This is a genomic window from Opitutus terrae PB90-1 (genome assembly GCF_000019965.1).
Classification (GTDB): Bacteria; Verrucomicrobiota; Verrucomicrobiia; order Opitutales; family Opitutaceae; genus Opitutus; species Opitutus terrae.
In genome coordinates this window covers 1,209,461-1,227,571 of the sequence record NC_010571.1, presented here as the reverse complement: position 1 = coordinate 1,227,571, position 18,111 = coordinate 1,209,461, and the positions used below count along the sequence as shown (strand labels likewise).

The window sequence follows — 18,111 nt, the reverse complement described above, 5'->3', positions numbered from 1 at the left end:
GTCCTCGGGGTTGAAAGCCGCGTGATCGACACGGACGGCTGGAGTCCGGTGCCATGGCGGAAATAGAATTCAGCCCCGCGCCCGGTGCAAGTGCGCCGGCTCGAGTCCACCGCGTCGGCGCGCCGCCTCGCGACGACCCGCTGCTCCCGTAGCTGCGCGGCTTCGCCGTGCGGTCCGGCTCAGGCGGCTCGCTCCTGCAGTTCCGCCGCCGGCTGCGGCGTCGGCGCCGCGGCCGCCTTCTTTCGTAGCACCAAAACATTTCCCGCCAGGCACAGCGCGATGCCCGCGAACGTGACGAGATGCCACTGCAGACCTTCGAACAGGGTCGAAAGCAATACCGCCACGATCGGAATCGTCGCCCCGGTGTAGCCCGCGCGATCCGCGCCGATCCGACCGACGAGCGTAAGATACGCCCCGAACGCGAGCACCGATCCGAACAGCGCCAGATAGCCGAGTGAAGCGACATAGGCGAAGGTCGCCTCGAAAACGAACGGCCGTCCGGCCAGCAGCGCATACAGCCCGACGAACGCGGCGCCGTAGAGCATGCCGTAGGTGTTCACCTGAATTACCGGCAGCCCGTGACGCTGGTTGCGCGCGGACACGATGTTGCCGAGCGAGGCGGAAATCGTCGAAGCGATCGCGAACACCGCGCCGAGTACTGCGTCGCCGCGACTCGCGTCGTGCCCGAGCTCCGGCAGCAGCACCAGCACCACGCCGGTAATACCCAACACCGCCGCAATCAACGTCGCCGGTCGCAGCGGCGTGCCGAAAAACACCCGCGTCGCCGCGATGTTCATGAACACCAGCAGCGAAAAGATGAGGGCGACCAGTCCCGAGCTGATCTCCCCTTCGGCCAGGTAAACCAGGACGTAGTTGACGCCGAACAGCAGCGCGCCTTGCAGCGCCATCCAGCCGTGATCCCGCCACGAGTAGCGAAGCCGCAGCCGCCGCAGCAAGCACCAGCCGAACAGGATCGCGCTCGCCAGCGCGAAGCGGTACGCGACCGACACCTCGGGCGGCACGCGTCCCAGCTGAAACGTGATTGCCAGCCAGGTGGAGCCCCAGATGAGCACCGACGCGAGATAGAGCCCCAGATTGTTCATCGTGCGTTCGCAGCCAATTCACTCTTCGCCAGAAGGCACGTCCCAATTCGGCGCAGCCACCGTGCAGCCATGCCAAAATTCGGGAAGCACACCGGAACAAAACGCTCCCAGCGACCTGCAACCCCGGCGGCGAGACGAGGACGTTGACGCGGGCGGCGGAAGACTTGGTGAGCGGAAAAGTGCAGTCGGGGGGTCTTCATGAGGCAACCTAACACCGTCAGGTGACAACGTGCTGTCAGGAGACTCTGGCCCACCGCTGATTTTCCTCGTCGCGCCGGCGCATCGGCTATTTGCGCGCAGGCGGAAGTGCCTCCATAGTCGCGCATGCCTTCTCCGTTCTCGTTCCTGCCTCCGTTCGTGCTGCGGCTGTTGCTCGCGCTGGGCTCCGGGCTGCTGATCGCCGCGTTGTTGTGAAGCGATTCGGCTATCTGCTCGACCCGCTCTGCGTTGCCGCCTGCGTCCTCTATCTGCTGAACCGGCTCTGGCTTCGCGACTACGCCGGCGGAGCGTTTCTCCAAGGTTATTTCAATGACCTGCTGCTGATCCCGGCTGGGCTTCCGCTTATCTTGTGGCTGCAACGGCGACTCGGGTTGCGCACCGACGACCGGCCCCCGCGGTGGGGCGAAATCGCGCTGCACCTCGCCGCGTGGGGCATCATGGCCGAGGCGATCGTGCCTCATCTTTCCGCGCACAGCATCGCCGACTGGCGCGACTTGGCGGCTTATTCCATCGGCGCGCTCTTCGCCGGCACTTGGTGGCAGGTCGGACTGGGATGAGTTTCGATCGACTGGCGCCGCACTACACCTGGATGGAACGCGTGCTCGCCGGCCGTCGGCTTCAGCGCACGCGGACGGCTTGGCTCGATGAACTCGCCGCGCGTTGCCGCGACCGTCAGCCTGGCGCGGCACGCTGGCTGATTGCCGGCGTCGGCCACGGCCATTTTCTGCAGGCGTGTGCGAATCGCTTTCCCGCGGCCGAAATCGCGAGCGTCGACGCGAGCGCCGGAATGCTGGCTCGGGCCCGGGCGCGCGCGCTTCCGACGGTGCCGAATCCCGACCGGCTCGAGTTCGTCCACGCCGCGCTACCGAACTGGCAGCCGCCTGCGGGCGCGTTCGACGTGATCGTGACGCATTTTTTCCTGGATTGTTTCCCGCCGCGCGAACTCGTGCAGGTCGTCGCCGGACTGGCCCGGGCTGCGCGACCGCGGGCGTACTGGGTGCTCTCGGATTTCACCGTGCCCGCGCAGGGCTGGGGGCGCCAACGCGCCCGGGTGATTCACTGGATGATGTATGCATTCTTCCGGCGTGTGACGCAGGTTCGCGCACGCCGCGTCACCGTGCCCGATCCGCTGCTGCGCGCGCACGGCTTCTCCCTTGCCGGCCGTCGAACCTTCGAGTGGGGCTTGCTGCATTCGGACCTCTGGGAACGGAAGATGGAGCACGGTTAAGCTGCTGCGGACCTCAGCGGCGGCTTGGAATTGGCCCGAAGCCATTTCACAAAACTTACCATCAGAGGTTTAGGCTTCTCACTTAAATAGCCCTCCTCGTCTATTAAAGCTAGAACGAGTTTGCTTAAATAAGCATTCCCCATATTTAAGCCTGCGCCCTAAGTTGTTGTCATGGAGCGCGGACCCACAGGCTATCAGGTGCCGGTATCGTTCGTGGGCGAGCGCTGCTTTGCGTTTACGCCCAACCCCCTGCCGCCGAATCCTCCGGTGGAGTGGACGCCCTCACTCAGCCGCATGGCCGAACGCGCTAGTGTGGCTTTGGGGAAACTCGCCGGGGTGACTGGTCTTCTACCCGAGCCGCAGATGTTTTTGTACTCCTACGTACGGAAGGAAGCGGTGCTTTCGTCGCAAATCGAAGGGACTCAGTCGTCCCTTTCCGAGTTGCTGCTGTTCGAAAATGACGCGGCGCCCGGAGTGCCGCTGGACGACGTGCAGGAGGTCTCGAACTACGTCTTGGCGATGGAACACGGGCTGCGCCGATTACGAGACGGCTTTCCGCTGTCTCTGCGGCTGGTCAAGGAAGTGCATGGGGTGATGCTGGCGAAAGGACGCGGAAGCGAGAAGCAGCCTGGAGAATTTCGCACTTCGCAGAACTGGATCGGCGGATCGCGGCCCGGCAATGCTCTCTTCGTGCCGCCGCCGCCGGACCAAGTCGTCGAGTGCATGGGCGCGCTCGAAAAGTTTTTTCACGAAGACACCGTTCCGGCGCTCACGCGCGCAGGACTGGCTCACGTCCAGTTCGAAACCATTCACCCATTCCTCGATGGCAATGGCCGGACGGGCCGGTTGCTCATCACGCTGCTGCTGTGCCACGACGGCGTGCTCGCACAGCCGCTGCTCTATCTCAGCTTGTTTCTCAAGCAACATCGATCGGTCTACTACGATCTGCTGCAGCGGGTGCGGACGCGTGGAGATTGGGAACCGTGGCTCGATTTCTTTTTCCACGGCGTGGAGGAAACTGCGACCCAAGCCGCGGAAACGGCCGGACGCCTACTGCAACTTTTCCAGACCGACCGAGCCAAGCTTCACACGCTCGGGCGAAAAGCGGGATCGGCGATCCGGCTGCACGACGTGATGCAAAAACACCCGGTGCTGACGGTGGCTCGGCTCACCGCGAACTTCGGATTCACAGCACCCACCGCCAATGCTGCGATGCGTGTCCTCACTGAACTCGGAATCGTGCGGGAGATGACCGGCTACCGTCGGAATCGCGTCTTCAGCTACGCCGAATACCTCCGTGCGCTCAATGAAGGCACCGAGTCGCCCGCCTGAACCCGCCATTCGGTTTGGCAGTGTCGATCATCTCGAGACATCGCTGAAGAAAGCGCTGCAGAAGACGTGGCCTCGCGCCAACTACTACGACCAATCGAAGCCGCAGATGGCACGACGCATCGCACCCTACATTTCTAAGGACTCGCTCGATCCTGCACTGGTATCGTGGATGGAACAGCTCGTGCGAGTGATTCGACACGAGCCGATCTTGGGTAACGCGGTCGATACCGAAGGCGGCAATTCACCTTGATTCAGTCGAACCCGCGTTCGAGCAAGGCGCGCAGTTCGCCGATCAGCGCGTCGCACGCGTGCGCGAGCGACGTGAGCTCGCGCTGCACCTGCTGGATCCACGCGGGATCGCCGAGTTGCTGCTGCAGGCAACACTCGGCCGCGAGCAGCGCATCGTCGAAATAGCCGCGGGCCCGCTTCAGCCGCACCAGGTGCGTCGCGCAAAAATCCACCGGCGGCGGCCAGTCTTCGCCGTTGAGCGCACCGGCCAGCTTGGCGCTCGCCTTCGACGTCGCCACTGCCAGGTCCACCAGCGGATACTCCTCACCGGCTTCCGCGGGGATCCAGCCCCGCGCATCCGGTTCCTGCATCAAGCGCACGGTCAATGCATACGCCTGCTCAGCCACGGGGTGCCTGTGCTCCGGTCTCGGCCCGGGGGCGGAGTCCGCATCGTACTCCAGCGCTTCAGAGGCCCGGTTCATTTCGTCGAGCCATTCCGCCCGCTGCGCCTCATCCTCGGCCGTCGGCGGCGCTTCGCCCCGCTCGCGCCGCCGGCGTTCCAATTCTTCACGGATGATCTGCGCAAAATCCGCCTCGTCGCCCTCCCGCTCGAGCCGAGCCTGAATCCGGTCGACGAGCCGCTCGCTCTCCTCGTGCATCTGCTCCGCCTCGGCTTCGCTGAGCGGGCGCTCTGAGTCCAACTCTGCCTCCGTCGCGCCGGAATCGGCCGCATGCGATGCCTCCGTCGCTGCGTCATCAGGGACCGCCGGATCTGCGGACAGCGCGGCGTCGAGTTTCTCCATGAATCCGCTCATCGCCTCCGCGTTGGCGCGACGCTGCTGCTCTTCCTCGGCCGCGGTCATTTCCCATGCGATCTCCGGCGCGATCGTAAGCTGGAAGCTCACACTCTCGATCACCACGCGTCCATTCGTCGCGCTGAACCACTCCAGGTAAAGGCTGTTGCCCCAATGCCAGGTCCACGGTTTCTTCGCCGCGTAGTATTCGCCGATCTGATCCATCGGGATGTCCGGCACCTTCACCTTCCGCGAGGCCGTGCAATCGCCGATCACGCCCGATTGCCGGACGGCCAAACCCACAAGGTGCGGATCGGCCTTCGGGGTTGGGTTGACAAACTCCAGCCGTCGTCCGGCGAGATCGCGCCAGGCGTTGCCCGCCAGATCGAGCTCGACTGGCTCCGCGCGTCCGACGAACCAGATTCGACCGGTGACGCGGCCGCGCGTGCGATTGTCAATCTCGCCACGTATCACGGACTCATCGATCCGCCAGGCCATGCACTCAGCATCGTCACGATCCTCCGCCGTGCAACACCGCAGCGTGTCCTGCGCGCGGCGATGGCGGCACGGGCATCTCGCCCGGGTGAAGTGTTACCCGGCGCCCGGCCTGGTGTGAGCGCGCCGTGTCCATCACGGGCGAGACGCTCGCGCCACCGCCCGCACACATCGCTCTCGATCTTTCATGCCGCGCGGGTTTGGGTTTTCACTGCATGAAACACCCCGTGCTCCCGCGGTGCCTCGCACCCTTGCTCTCCTGCGCGGTTTTGCTCACCGCCCTCCTGGTCCTGCCTCACTCCCTCGCTGCGGCCGCCGCAGTTCCGGCCGCCGGCCGCGAGCGAATCCTCCTCGACGCCGGCTGGCGGTTCGCACTCGGTCACGCCACGGATCCCGCGCGCGACTTCGGTCACGGCACCGGCTACTTTTCCTATCTCGCCAAAACCGGTTTCGGGGACGGTGCCGCGAGTCCGGCGTTCGACGACCGCACGTGGCGCCAGCTCGACCTGCCGCACGACTGGGCCGTCGAAGTGCCGTTCGATCCGCGCGGCAGTCACAGCCACGGCTACAAGGCGGTCGGCCCGCGTTTCCCGGAGCGCAGCGTGGGCTGGTATCGTCGCAGCTTCCACGTGCCCGAGTCAGATCTCGGCCGGCGAATCCGGCTGGATTTCGACGGCGTCTTTCGCGCCGCGCGTGTGTTCGTGAATGGGTTTTTTGTCGGCGAGGAGCCGAGCGGCTACCTCGGTGCGAGCTACGACGTTTCCGAATATCTGAACTACGGCGGCGACAACGTCATCGCCGTGCGGGTCGACGCGTCGATGGAGGAGGGTTGGTTCTATGAAGGCGCCGGGATCTACCGGCACGTTTGGTTGGTGAAGACCGCGCCGCTTCACGTCGCGCTCGATGGCACATGGGTCCGTACCGACGTTTCGCCGAAGTTCGCCACCGTCACGATCGAGACGCGCGTGAACAACGCCGGCCGCGCGCCCGCTGACTACACGCTCGAGCAGGAAATCTTCGGCCCCGACGGCAAGTCGCTCGCCCGTTCCAGCGCCGCGGCGCCGGCCGTCGCGCCCGGCGGCGTTGGCGTGCATCGCGATTCGCTTCGCGTCAACGCCCCACAGCTCTGGTCTCTCGAGTCGCCGACGATGCACCGCGTCGTGACCACGATCCGTCAGGCCAACGCCATCGTCGATCGCTACGAAACCCCGTTTGGCATTCGCACGATCCGGTTCGATCCGAACCGGGGATTTTTCCTGAACGGGCAGCGCGTCGTGCTGAAGGGCACCAACAATCACCAGGACCACGCCGGGGTCGGCGCGGCGATTCCAGATACGTTACAGGAATTCAGGATTCGCCGCTTGAAGGAAATGGGCAGCAACGCCTATCGCGCTTCGCACAATCCTTCGACCCCCGAGTTGCTCGATGCCTGTGATCGCCTCGGCATGCTCGTCATCGAGGAAAACCGGTTGATGGGCATCAATCCTTACCACCTCGGCCAGCTCGAGCGAATGATCCGGCGCGCGCGCAATCACCCGAGCATCATCCTCTGGTCGCTCGGCAACGAGGAATGGGGCATCGAAGGCAACATCAAGGGCGCGCGGATCACCGTGCCGATGCAGGATTTCGCGCACCGGCTCGATCCGACGCGCCGCACCACCGTTGCGATCAGCGGCGGCTGGGGCGGCATCTCGAGCACCGTCGAAGTCGCGGGCGTCAACTACGTCCGGCAGGCAAATGTGGACAAACAACACGCGGAGTACCCCGAGCAGATCATCGTCGGCACCGAAGAAACGACGACGCAGCAGACGCGCGGAATCTATTTCACCGATCGCGAGCGGGCGCATCTCGCACCACTCGAGGACGGCTCGTCCGGCGGTAACTGCGAATTCGGCTGGCGCTACTACGTCGCCCGGCCGTGGGCCGCCGGGCTGTTCTACTGGACGGGATTCGACTATCGCGGTGAACCCACGCCGTTCGGCTATCCGGCGATCGCCTCGCAGTTCGGCATCCTCGACACCTGCGGTTTTCCGAAAGACAGCTTTTACTACCTGAAATCGTGGTGGACGACTGAGCCGGTGCTGCACGTGTTCCCGCACTGGAATTGGGCCGGTCGCGAGGGTCAACCGCTCGAGGTGCGCGTCCACAGCAACTGCGGGGAGGTCGAGCTCTTCCTCAACGGTGCGTCACTCGGCCGAAAAACCATGGAGCCGAACGGCCATCTGGCGTGGGCGGTCAACTACACGCCCGGCACACTGCTCGCGCGCGGTTTCCGCGACGGCAAGGAAATCGCTACTACGACGGTTGAAACCACCGGCGCCCCGGTCGCGCTCGCGCTGTCGGCCGATCGCCGGGAACTGCGCGCCGACAGCCGCGATGTCGCGGTGATCACGGTCGAAGCCCGCGATGCCGAGGCACGGCTCGTGCCGACGGGAAATGTGCCCGTGACGTTCACGCTGCGCGGACCCGGCCGGATCATTGGCGTCGGCAACGGCGATCCGTCGTCGCACGAGCCCGACCAGTTTGTCGCGAGTGTGCGCGGGATTAATCTCGGCGAGTGGAACGCGCCCGACGGTTCGGTGAAGACGGGCCAGAATGTGTTCGAAGCGACGTTTGATCGCCCCGCGCTCGGCGCAGGCGAGACGATGACGCTCCTGTTGAATGCGCTCGGGACGAACCAAACCGCCACGTTGAACGGTGAGCCGCTGGTTCGCGACGCCGCGCCCGCCCAGGCGAAGATCGAGCTGCCGCTCGCCGCGGACACCCTGCGGCCGACCGGCAACGTGCTCCGGATCGAAGCGACCCGCTACGAAGACTGGGGCACGCGCGACAGCCTGAAGCAGCTTTGGCCGGCCACGCTGCGCATCGTCACGCCCGCGCCCGCCTGGCAGCGCTCGACGTTCAACGGACTCGCTCAAGTCATCGTTCAGACCACCGGCGAGCCGGGCGCGATTGAGCTCGTCGCGACGAGCGACGGATTGAAGAGCGCCAGCGTCGAACTGACGAGCCGGTGACTTCGCTGTTGTAGCCGGGCTCGCCTTGTCCTCCGTAGCTTCAGCGAAGGAGGATGAGCCCGGCGATGGAGCCGCGACGCCCTCGTCGCGGCCGGATTCGTTCGCCGCAAAATCAACGTGCCGAGGGACGTCGCATCCCCCTGATCTCGACATTTTCTCGGGCCGATCAGCCGCGCTCCTCCGCGCATCGCGCTCTTGCGAGCCGCGGCGAATCTCGGCTTGATCGTCGCGTGCCCCAAACCCCGAGCTCCGGCTTCGCTCTGCGCTGGCGCTGGCTGCTGCCGGTCGCCGTCGCGCTGGTGGCCTTTCATTTCTCGCCGCTACGGCCGACGCTGGACTGGGCGTTCTTTGACCTCGCGAGTCGTCGACCGTTGCGCAGCACGCCGCCGCCCGACGGCTCGGCAATCGTGGTGATCGACGATGCCACGCTCGATCAGCTCCGCGCGGAAGGACTCGAGGGCAACTGGCCGCCCCCGCGGGCGGCGTTCGCCGCCCTGATCGCCGGCCTCGAGCGCGCGGGCGCGAAGCGCATCGTGCTCGACTTCACTTTCCTCGACCATTCCTCCGCGGGCGAACAGGACGCGCTGCTCGGCGGGCTCGCCGCCGGACTGCCCAACGTGGTCCTCGCCCGCACCGAGCGGCAGATGCCCGTGTTCTGGGACGAAGCGTTCGTGCTCGGCCACCCGACGTGCTTCACCGTTCCACGCACCGGCCTGGTGCCGTCGATCACCGATGCGGACGGTGTGCTGCGTCGCTACCCCGTGCAAGGCTCGCTCGCCGCCGTGGCGGCGGGATATCCCGTCGCGTTTTCCGCGGCCGAAACGTCGCCGGCCTACAACGAAACCCCGCCACGGCACTCCGATTTGGGTGCGTTGCTTCGCTGGCACGGTGGACTGAACCAGCTCCGCGGTTTTCCCGAGCGCGTTCCCGTGCTGTCAGCGGCCCGGTTTATTCTCGCTGGACTGCCGATGGTCGTGCGCGCGGCCGAGGCCGCGCCTGAATTCGGTCCCACGCCGCTTGCCGCCGCGATCGTCGCCGAACCTCCTCTGCAGGGCGCGGGCTTCGACGCCGTGCGCGATCGGATAGTGTTCGTCGGTTCCAACGCCGCCGGCACGTTCGACCAAAAACCGTTTGCGATCGGCGGGCTCGAACCCGGCGTGCTGTTTCACTGGACGGCGTGGGCGAATCTCGCCGGCGCCGGTTTTCTGCGCGAGTTGCCCGCATGGGTCGCGCTGGCGCTTGCGATGCTCTTGCTCGCGCCACTCGCGGCATTGGCCGCGCGTCACGCCAGCATCCTGCTTCCCGTGCTGATTGCCGCTGCGATGGCGGGCGCGGTACTGGTCGCAGCCTACGGTGGTCTTTCCTCCGGCTGGTTTCTCCCCCCGGCGACGCCAGTCGCCGCCGCCGCGCTCGGATTGCTCGGCGTCGTCGCGGAGAACTTCTGGACCGAGCGGCGGCGGCGTCAGCAGATCAAGGCACTGTTCGGCAGCTACGTCGCCACCGAGGTGGTCGACCTGCTGGTGCGCGATCCTGCGGCGATTCAACTCGGCGGTGAGCGCCGGGAGGCAACGGTGTTCTTCTGCGATCTCGCCGGATTCACCGATCTGTCGGAAGAGGTTTCGCCGCAGGAACTGCTCGCGCTCGTCAACGGCTATCTCGAGCAGACGAGCGACTGCCTGATGGCGCATGGCGCGTATGTGGACAAATACATCGGCGATGCCGTCATGGCGGTGTTCGGCGTCCCGAAGACCCTGCCGGATCACGCGCTCGCGGCGTGTCGCGCCGCGCTCGCCGCACAGCGGCTGCTTGCCGAACGCAACACGCACCTCCGGGCGACGCACGGTCGCACGCTGAGCCTGCGGATCGGCGTGAACACCGGCGAGATGGTCGTCGGCAACGTCGGGTCCGAGCGGAAAAAAAATTACACCGTGCTCGGCGACGCGGTGAACCTCGCCTCACGACTTGAGGGCGCGAACAAGGAATTCGGCACGCGCATCCTCGTCGGCGCCGCCACCGCCCGGCAGGTGGGCAACCGGCTGGTGTTGCGTCCGCTGGCATCCCTGCGCGTCAAAGGCAAACAAGCCGCCGTGCCGGTGTTCGAACTCGTGGGCGAGCCCGACGAGCTCTCGCCCGACGAGGAGCACTTTCTCGAGGCCTACGGCCGCGGCCACGAGCTTTACACCGCGCGTCGGTTTCGGGACGCTGTGGCCGCGCTCGAAACCGCCCGCTCGCTCATCCCCGATGATCTCATGACCGGTCGACTGCTCGCCGACAGCCGCCGGTTCGCCCTGCATCCCCCTCCCCCCGATTGGCTGCCGATCGTTACCCTCGACACCAAATGACCCGATTCCTTACCGCACTTCTGCTGTTCTTCGCCGCGGCGGCCGCGCTGACCGCGGCGTTTTCCGCCGGCGGCGTCGCCTTCACCAAGCGTTTTGAAACCGCGCTGCTGAGCGAGCCGAAGATGCTCGCCGCGCCCGTCACCAAGCTGCCTTACGCGCGCAAGCTCGCCATCCAGGAAGTGCAGGGCGCGTGGCTCCGCGTGAGCGAGGGCAAAAAGTCCGGCTGGGTCTTCGCCGGCAATGTCGCGGAGGAAAAACCTTCCGAAACTCGCGGGCTCGACGGGCTGCCGATCGCCGCGAGCGAAACTTCGGCCTCGACCGCCGCGCGGCCGCTCACACCCGCCTCGGAAGGTTACTCCGAGCGGCACGGACTCGCGAGCGCGGTCGAGGATTTCAACTGGCTGCAGGAAGAGGGCGCAGTCAGCGACGAAGACCTGCAGGCGTTTCTGCGCGAGCAGAAGAAAGGAGAGTTTCAATGAAACGTCGCCCTCTCCTCGCCGGACTCGCGCTCCTGATCGGCGCTGCGGCCCCGGCGCTGCTGCACGCCGGTTTCAGTCTGAAAAATCTCGATCTCAACAAGGTCGTCGACACGGCGAACAAGATCGGCAAAGGCGCCAAGGCGCTCGCGCCGATCGGTCCGCAGGAAGAGCGGATCATCGGCGAGTCGGTCGCACTGCAGATCATCGGAAAATACGGCGGGCTGGTCCGCGACGAGGCGATCACGCGCCGCGTGAATCTGATCGGTCACGCGCTGGCCTACTATTCGCCGCGTCCGGTGCTTGCGTGGCGCTTCGGCGTGCTCGACTCACCATCGGTAAACGGCTTCTCGGCGCCAGGCGGATTCGTGTTCATCACCCGCGGGCTCTACGAGCTATGCGACGACGACCACGCGCTCGCCGCGGTGCTGGCGCACGAGATCGCGCACATCACCGGCCGGCATGCGTTGAAGATCATCGATCGAACCGAGTTCGTGAACACCGCCGCGGATTTCGCCGCTGAACGCAGCAGCGACGTCGCCCAGGTGCAGGCGCACCTCAGTCAGTTCGACCTCGGGATCGACAAGGTGCTGAACACGCTTTTTGAAAAAGGCTTCGATCCGCAGACGGAGTTCGAGGCCGACAAGAGCGGCCGCCAGCTCGCGACGACCGTCGGCTATGCGCCGGGCGGGCTGCGGGGCGTCCTCACCCAGCTGCAGCAGAAAGCTCCGATGGAGGAAGCACCGGTCTATTCGACTCACCCGCCGCTCGGCGAGCGAATCGCTCGATTGCCGCAGGAGGGGCCGATGTAGCCGGGCTCGCTGCGCCCGGCCTTGCGACACCGACTTGAGGCTACATCTGCGCTTACCTCCGCCTTCGTGACGGCCCGACGAATGAGGTGGAGCGCGTCGCCCCCACGCGCTCCGAGCGGCTTGAAGGCAAGCTGCGCCACTCCAACCAATCCCCGTGAAAGCTCTGACTCCGTGCCCTTTGCTGCGCGACGACGTTGATCTGGCCTTGGGGGCACTCGGCGATAGTTTTGCGGTCGAGAAGCCTATGAAAATCCAACTGCTCGTCGCCGCCTGCGCCGTGGCGCTGCTCGCCGGCTGTTCGTCCGCCTACTACGGCGCGATGGAGAAGTTCGGCATCGCGAAGCGCGAGATCCTCGTGGATCGCGTCGAGGACACGCGCGACGCGCAGAACAAGGCCAAGGAGCAGTTCGCCAGCGCACTGGATCAGTTCCTCGCCGTCACCCGCATCGACGGCGGCGAACTCCAGCGCAAGTACGATTCTCTTAACCGCGAATACCAGCGCAGCGAGGAGCGCGCGAAGGAAGTGCGCGACCGGATTGCCGCGGTCGAGGACGTCGCCGAAGCGTTGTTTCGCGAGTGGAAGCAGGAGCTGAAGCAATACTCGAACGCGACGCTCCGCCGCGAGAGCGAGCGCGAGTTGGACCGCACCCGCGAGCGCTACGATCAGCTGATCTCGGTCATGCGTCGCGCGGCCGACCGGATGGACCCCGTGCTCGCGACGTTTCGTGACCAGGTGCTCTTCCTGAAGCATAACCTGAACGCGCGCGCGCTCGCCTCGCTCACCACGACCAACCGCGAACTCGAGGCGGACATCACACGGCTCGTCGCCGACATGGAGGCGTCGATCCGTGAAGCGGAGCAGTTCATCCGCAGCATCCGCGAGAACGCCACACCGTAAACCGGTGGTGGGACTTGAGGGCGGAGAGCTGAGACGCGTTTCGATCCGTCGATCGCTGACACGGATCAACTCTCAACTCTCATCCCTCAACTTTCATCCCGTCTGGCTCTGGACTCTCAGCTCCGATCTAGCTCGGAAATTTCATGAACAGGAGTGAAGCGCCGTCCGAAATTTCCGTCCGCCGGCGGCGGAGCCCCGACTTGTCGGGGCGGCAATTCAGCCCCGACAGAGTCGGCCCGGAGGGCGGATATTTCATGAATCTCATGAAATACCCGGGCTAGAATTCCCGCAGCAGCTCGAGCAGCTTTCGGTCGAGCTTGTGGCCGCGGAAGTTCTCGTAGCGCACGTCGGCGCGTTCGCTGTCCAGCACCCCGAAGGATCCGCGCAGGTTCCACATCGCGTAGCCCCAGCCGGCGCTCTTCCACGCGCCGAGCAGATCGCGAATCCAGCCGAGCACGACGGGGTGCGGCGTGGCGTTGTGCGCGCCGAACTCGCCGACGTGCACGCCTACGCCCAGCGCCTCGAGCTCCTGCCATGGCCGGATGAGCTGGTGCTCGATCCGCTCGCGATTCCAGTCGCCCGCAAGCACGGGATCGTCGGCGAGCTTTTGCACGATCGGATTGTCGCGGAACACCTGCTTGAACTGCGCCATGCCCTGCCGCTCGCGTTCCACCGCCTCGCCCCGCACCGGCAGCGGCCAGGTGGGCTCCGGCCACTGGTCGGAGCCGGCGACCCAGTCTGCCTTCCAATGGCTCACCTGCATCGGCTCGTAGCCACGCGTGCTCTGCGCGATGCCCAGCTCCGCGAGCGCCGGCACCGGGATCCGGCCCCAGCTCAGTCCGTCCGCGATGATCAACCGCTCCGGGCTCTCGGCCCGAATCGCTGCGACGAGCGCTTTGGCTACGCGGAAATACGTCGCGTCGTCGAGGAACTCCTGCTCGCGCATGAAGCCGGGCTCGTTCACCAGGTCGAAGCTCAGCTGCGTGCTCGGCACGTGTTTGTAGCGCTCGGCAAAGTGCCGCCAGTGGTAAGCGCAGGCCTCCAGCGCCTCCGCGTCCGTCCACAGGTTGAACGGCTCCTGCAGCGACGCGTCGACCGAGTAACCTGGCGCGCGGTGGAAATTCAGGCTGAGGTGCACACCGTAGCGGCGGCCGAGTTCCACCACCTGATCGATTTCACGCATCACCGGCTCGCGAATCTGCCGCCAGTTCTTTGGATCGGACCAGCAGCGATACGACATCGGCACCCGCGCGAAGTTGAAGCCCCACTCGGCCATGAACTCGAAGTCCGCCTCGCGAAACGGCTCGTTGCGGACGCTCGCGATGAATTTTTCCAAGAGGTTGAAACCGCGCCAGCGCGGGAGCTTCTGCGGCGAGGGTTGGGGCAGCGGCTCGGCCGCGCCGGCCGGGGTGAGATCGAGCAGCGAAGCGGCGGCCGCGAGCGAGACACCTTTCACGAATTCCCGACGGTTCAGCGAAGTGGGCATGCGCCCAAACCTGCCCGCGGCGGGCGCAAACGCCAGCTCGTGGACGCACGACGCCCGTGGCGCTCCTGATCCAAATTAATTGCACGAACGGCCGCCGTGTCATAAGCCGCTCTCCACCCCATGAAAGCGTTACCGCTCGTGCTTGCAGGTTCGCTCGTCGTCAACGCGGCGCTGGTCGTCGCGATGGTGCGACTCGATTCCGTCTCGTCGGCTCCGACCGTGTCGGTCGATCACCGGCCGGGTTCCGCGCCGGCTACTTCTGCCCGCGGCACCCAATCAGTCGCCACCACCGCGGCCGATCCAGCTTCCGGAGCACCAAACGACCGGCACGAGACGGACCTCGCGACGACCCGTTGGCGCGATCTCGGCACCGGTAGCCTCGAAGAGCTGGTTACGCGGCTCCGCGCGGAAGGCTGTCCCTCCTGGCTCTTGCGCTCGATCGTCGGCTATCGCTTGCACGAGGACTACGCCGCGCGCCAGCGTGCGCTCGTTGCGGGCATCAAGGAACCGCCGTACTGGACCGGCAATCGCTTCGGGCTCGACCCGCAGTTCATGTCCGCCTACCGCCAGCTGCGCCAGGAGGAGAGCGAGCGGATGAAGGAGTTGCTGGGCGAAGATGCCGATCGAGAGGGCCCCACCGGCGACTACTATCGGCGCCGGCAGTTCGGCGACGTCTCGCCGCAAAAAGCGGAGCAGATGCAGCAGATCGCGCAGGACTACAACGAACTCCGTTCGCAGATTTTCACCGAGGCCAACGGTCTGCTCATGCCGGAGGACCGCCAGAAAATGGCCTACCTCGAAAAGGAAATGCGCGGCGACCTCGCCCAGATTCTCACCACGACCGAACTGGAAAACTACGAACTGCGGTCGAGCTCGACCGCGCAAACGCTCCGGCAACAGCTGACGACTTTCAAGCCGACGGAAGACGAATTCCGCGCGCTGTTCCGCGCCGCCCGCAGCACGGAAGATCAGTTCGGCGCGACGACCGGCGTCACCTCGGCCGAGCAGATGCAGCAGCGGCAAGCCGCGTTTCTGCAGGCGGCGTCCGGCTCGCTCACGCCCGAACGCTTGGCCGCACTGACCCAGGCCACCGATCCGCGTTACAACATGATCAACCGCGTGGTCGCGCGCTACGAGCTGCCGACAACGATTGTGCCGCAAATCGCCGCCGTGCAGCAGGACATCCAGCGGCGCGCCGGCGCCATCCGCGCCAACCGCAGTTTGTCCGGCGCCGATCGAGCGTCGCAGATGACCGGGCTCGCGCAGGAGGCAACCGCCACGCTGCAGCCGCTCCTCGGGGAAAAGGGCTTCGAGGCTTACAAGCAGTACGGAGGCTCCTGGATGCGCATGCTCACGCCGACTCCGCCCACCGGCGTGCGCACGCCACCCGCGACTCCTCCCCCGGCGACCGGCACTGCGCCCAAAGGCTAGTAGCGGTGTTCAAAAAAGGTACGGCCCGACCACCGGGCGGGCCAGCACGACCATCGAACGTCGAGTGAAATCTCGGCGATCCGGACGGTCCCGCTTGCCTCCGGCTATTTTTCGGCTCGCTACCCGCTTCGCGCGGGCCAAGCGCTAATCAACTTCGCCAATCGCGAAAATGGTATCGTGATCTTCGATCGCAAATGCCGCGCCCGTCCCGCGGGGCTCGATCGCCACGCGGACGGTCTCGGCTTCCGCCGGAATGGCCCTGGCGTATTTGATCCGGATGCTTTGCGGCCGCGGCGACAGTCCAGCGCGGGCCAGCGCCTCCTGCAGGAAATCCAGATACGCGGTGTTGTTCACGTGCGCGTTCACATCGACGTCCGAATAGCGGATCGCGATCGGCACGCGGCGCGCGTCCGCCGCCGGCGGCGCGAATTCCAGCGACTCCAGCTCCGGGAAAAACGCGCCGTCGTCGCGCTTCGGAAACTCTGCCGCGAGCTCAGCGGGCACGCGGATGATCGACTTGGTGCGCATGTTCACATACAGCCAGAGCGACGAGCCGGAGAAAAGCGGCGCGCCCTGCGCGTCGAAGACGCGAAACTCGCGGTAGCCTTTGAACCCCTTGATTCCGCGCGACCACGTTTCGATCCGCATCGTCTCCTCGTAACGCGGGTAGCGGTGCACCGCGACCGCCATTCGGTTCAGCACCCAGGATTCGCCACGGGTCGCCATCGCGCGCGAACCGAGATCGAACTGGTTCGCGTGCGTGATCGCTGCCTCCTGGAGGAACTTGAACACGCCGCGCAACAGCAGCACTTCGGTGCGGTCCACGTCGGCGTAAAGCACCGACGCGTTGAGGGTGAGTTTCTCGGGCATGATCGATGCGCAGTCGGCCTCGACGATCCCGGATCGCCGCGGCGCGGTCAATGCCTGCGCGATCCCGGAACGAGAGTCGCAGCTCGCTCCGTTCCGAACCGACCTTGGATCACACCGATGAACACGGAGGGAAGCGGTCGTCCTATGGCTCGTGATTTCATCCGTGTTATCCGTGGTTACGGATCGCGGTTGTTCCGATGGTTTCCCTGCGGGATCGCTGCTCACTTGTGGCATCGATCTATGGCCGGATTATTTCGTGTGTTTCGCGGATTTCGTGGTTCAGTCCGGATCCATGAAGATCCTCTTCCTCGGCGGCACCGGCATCATCAGCACCGCCTGCACGCAGCTCGCGCTCGCCCGAGGCCTGGAGGTCACGCTGCTCAACCGTTCGCGGCGCGAAGCGATTCCCGGCGCGCAACAGTTGACCGCCGATCTCGCCGCACCAGCCAGCGTGGCCGCGGCGCTGGCGGGTCGGCAGTGGGACGCCGTGGTCGACTTTGTCGCGTTCACCCCTGCCGATCTCGAGCAGCGGCTCGCGCTGTTTCGCGGCCACGTCGGGCAGTTTGTCTTCATCAGCTCGGCCAGTGCGTACCAAAAGCCGCTCAGCCACTACCTGATCACCGAGTCCACGCCGCTGGCCAATCCGCTGTGGGAATACTCGCGCAACAAGATTGCCTGCGAGGAACTGCTGCTGCGCGCTTACCGCGAGCAGGCTTTTCCGATCACGATCGTCCGGCCGTCGCTCACCTACGGCGACACCAACATCCCGCTCGCCATCAACAGCTGGACACAAAGTTTTACGGCGATCGCGCGGCTGCGGGCCGGGAAGCCGTTGATCGCGCCCGGCGACGGGCTCTCGCTCTGGACGATCACGCACAACACCGACTTCGCCAAAGGGCTGGTCGGCTTGCTGGGCCACCCGGGATCAATCGGCCACGCGTTTCATATCACCTCGGACGAAGCGCTGACGTGGAACCAGATTTACCAGCAAACCGCTGAGGCTGCAGGGGTGCCGCAGCCGAAACTGGTGCACATCGCGTCGGATTTCCTGGCTGCATGCATGCCGGAGTACGTCGGCTCGTTGCTCGGCGACAAGTCGCACTCCGCCGTGTTCGACAACAGCAAGATCAAGCGCTTCGTGCCCGATTTCGTCGCGACCACCCGGTACCGCGACGGCATCGCGCGGACGTTGCGTTGGTTTGACGCGGAGCCGCAACGGCAGTCGGTCGACACCACGCTCGACGCCACGTGGGACCGGCTGATCGCCGCCTACGAGCGCGGACTCTCCGCCGCGCAGCGCGAGTTCGCGTGACCGGCCCGGCGCGCGAGATCGACGTGCGACAACCGAAGGGTTGGGCGACGCGCAGGCGTTATGCCGGCGTC

At 65.6% G+C, this 18,111-nt stretch carries 15 protein-coding genes; 11 read left to right on the top strand and 4 right to left on the bottom strand.

All coding sequences use genetic code 11. The features are described 5' to 3' along the window. Positions 1-179: 179 nt before the first annotated feature. The gene (locus OTER_RS05030; protein ID WP_012373824.1) at positions 180-1,103 is read right to left on the bottom strand and encodes a DMT family transporter; all 924 of its coding nucleotides are present in this window, start codon (positions 1,101-1,103) and stop codon (positions 180-182) included. Between the two features lie 410 nt (positions 1,104-1,513). On the opposite strand from OTER_RS05030, the gene OTER_RS05025 reads away from it, so the two are divergent. The 4 genes from OTER_RS05025 (at position 1,514) to OTER_RS05010 (ending at position 4,132) form a co-directional block, all read left to right on the top strand. After that, the gene (locus OTER_RS05025) at positions 1,514-1,879 is read left to right on the top strand and encodes a hypothetical protein (protein ID WP_012373823.1); all 366 of its coding nucleotides are present in this window, start codon (positions 1,514-1,516) and stop codon (positions 1,877-1,879) included. Next, positions 1,876-2,550 carry a class I SAM-dependent methyltransferase gene (locus tag OTER_RS05020; RefSeq protein ID WP_012373822.1) on the top strand — a complete coding sequence of 225 codons (675 nt, stop codon included), beginning with the start codon at positions 1,876-1,878 and terminating at the stop codon, positions 2,548-2,550. Before OTER_RS05025 ends, OTER_RS05020 begins: the two co-directional genes overlap by 4 nt. Positions 2,551-2,721: 171 nt before the next feature. Then, positions 2,722-3,882, top strand: a complete 1,161-nt coding sequence (locus OTER_RS05015; protein ID WP_012373821.1) for a Fic family protein — start codon at positions 2,722-2,724, stop codon at positions 3,880-3,882. Further along, complete coding sequence (locus OTER_RS05010; protein WP_012373820.1) at positions 3,857-4,132, top strand: hypothetical protein; 276 nt, start codon at positions 3,857-3,859, stop codon at positions 4,130-4,132. Before OTER_RS05015 ends, OTER_RS05010 begins: the two co-directional genes overlap by 26 nt. A gap of 1 nt (position 4,133) precedes the next feature. Here the strand turns inward: OTER_RS05010 and OTER_RS05005 are convergent, their stop codons facing one another. After that, positions 4,134-5,402: a hypothetical protein gene (locus tag OTER_RS05005; protein WP_012373819.1), complete on the bottom strand. Its 1,269-nt coding sequence runs from the start codon at positions 5,400-5,402 to the stop codon at positions 4,134-4,136. A gap of 212 nt (positions 5,403-5,614) precedes the next feature. Here OTER_RS05005 and galA point away from each other — a divergent pair, with 212 nt between their 5' ends. From galA to OTER_RS04980, 5 genes are all read left to right on the top strand, one after another. Further along, positions 5,615-8,413, top strand: a complete 2,799-nt coding sequence (gene galA / locus OTER_RS05000; RefSeq protein WP_012373818.1) for a beta-galactosidase GalA — start codon at positions 5,615-5,617, stop codon at positions 8,411-8,413. A 230-nt stretch (positions 8,414-8,643) separates the two neighbouring features. Further along, the gene (locus tag OTER_RS23720) at positions 8,644-10,755 is read left to right on the top strand and encodes an adenylate/guanylate cyclase domain-containing protein (protein ID WP_012373817.1); all 2,112 of its coding nucleotides are present in this window, start codon (positions 8,644-8,646) and stop codon (positions 10,753-10,755) included. Then, a complete protein-coding gene (locus tag OTER_RS04990) occupies positions 10,752-11,234 on the top strand; it encodes a hypothetical protein (protein ID WP_012373816.1) in 483 nt (160 codons plus the stop codon). Before OTER_RS23720 ends, OTER_RS04990 begins: the two co-directional genes overlap by 4 nt. After that, positions 11,231-12,043, top strand: a complete 813-nt coding sequence (locus OTER_RS04985) for a M48 family metalloprotease (RefSeq protein ID WP_012373815.1) — start codon at positions 11,231-11,233, stop codon at positions 12,041-12,043. Before OTER_RS04990 ends, OTER_RS04985 begins: the two co-directional genes overlap by 4 nt. A gap of 244 nt (positions 12,044-12,287) precedes the next feature. Further along, complete coding sequence (locus OTER_RS04980) at positions 12,288-12,941, top strand: DUF2959 domain-containing protein (RefSeq protein ID WP_012373814.1); 654 nt, start codon at positions 12,288-12,290, stop codon at positions 12,939-12,941. A gap of 277 nt (positions 12,942-13,218) precedes the next feature. On the opposite strand, the gene OTER_RS04975 is transcribed toward OTER_RS04980, so the two are convergent. Then, on the bottom strand, positions 13,219-14,427 hold the full coding sequence (locus tag OTER_RS04975; protein WP_012373813.1) for a glycoside hydrolase family 5 protein: 1,209 nt from the start codon (positions 14,425-14,427) through the stop codon (positions 13,219-13,221). 120 nt (positions 14,428-14,547) lie between these two features. On the opposite strand from OTER_RS04975, the gene OTER_RS04970 reads away from it, so the two are divergent. Then, positions 14,548-15,858 (top strand): hypothetical protein, encoded by a 1,311-nt coding sequence (locus tag OTER_RS04970; protein ID WP_012373812.1) that lies wholly within the window; start codon positions 14,548-14,550, stop codon positions 15,856-15,858. 144 nt (positions 15,859-16,002) lie between these two features. On the opposite strand, the gene OTER_RS04965 is transcribed toward OTER_RS04970, so the two are convergent. Continuing rightward, a complete protein-coding gene (locus OTER_RS04965) occupies positions 16,003-16,728 on the bottom strand; it encodes an acyl-[acyl-carrier-protein] thioesterase (protein ID WP_012373811.1) in 726 nt (241 codons plus the stop codon). Positions 16,729-17,020: 292 nt separating this feature from the next. Between OTER_RS04965 and OTER_RS04960 the strand changes: the two genes are divergently transcribed. After that, the gene (locus OTER_RS04960) at positions 17,021-18,040 is read left to right on the top strand and encodes an SDR family oxidoreductase (RefSeq protein ID WP_012373810.1); all 1,020 of its coding nucleotides are present in this window, start codon (positions 17,021-17,023) and stop codon (positions 18,038-18,040) included. The last annotated feature ends 71 nt before the right edge of the window (positions 18,041-18,111 follow it).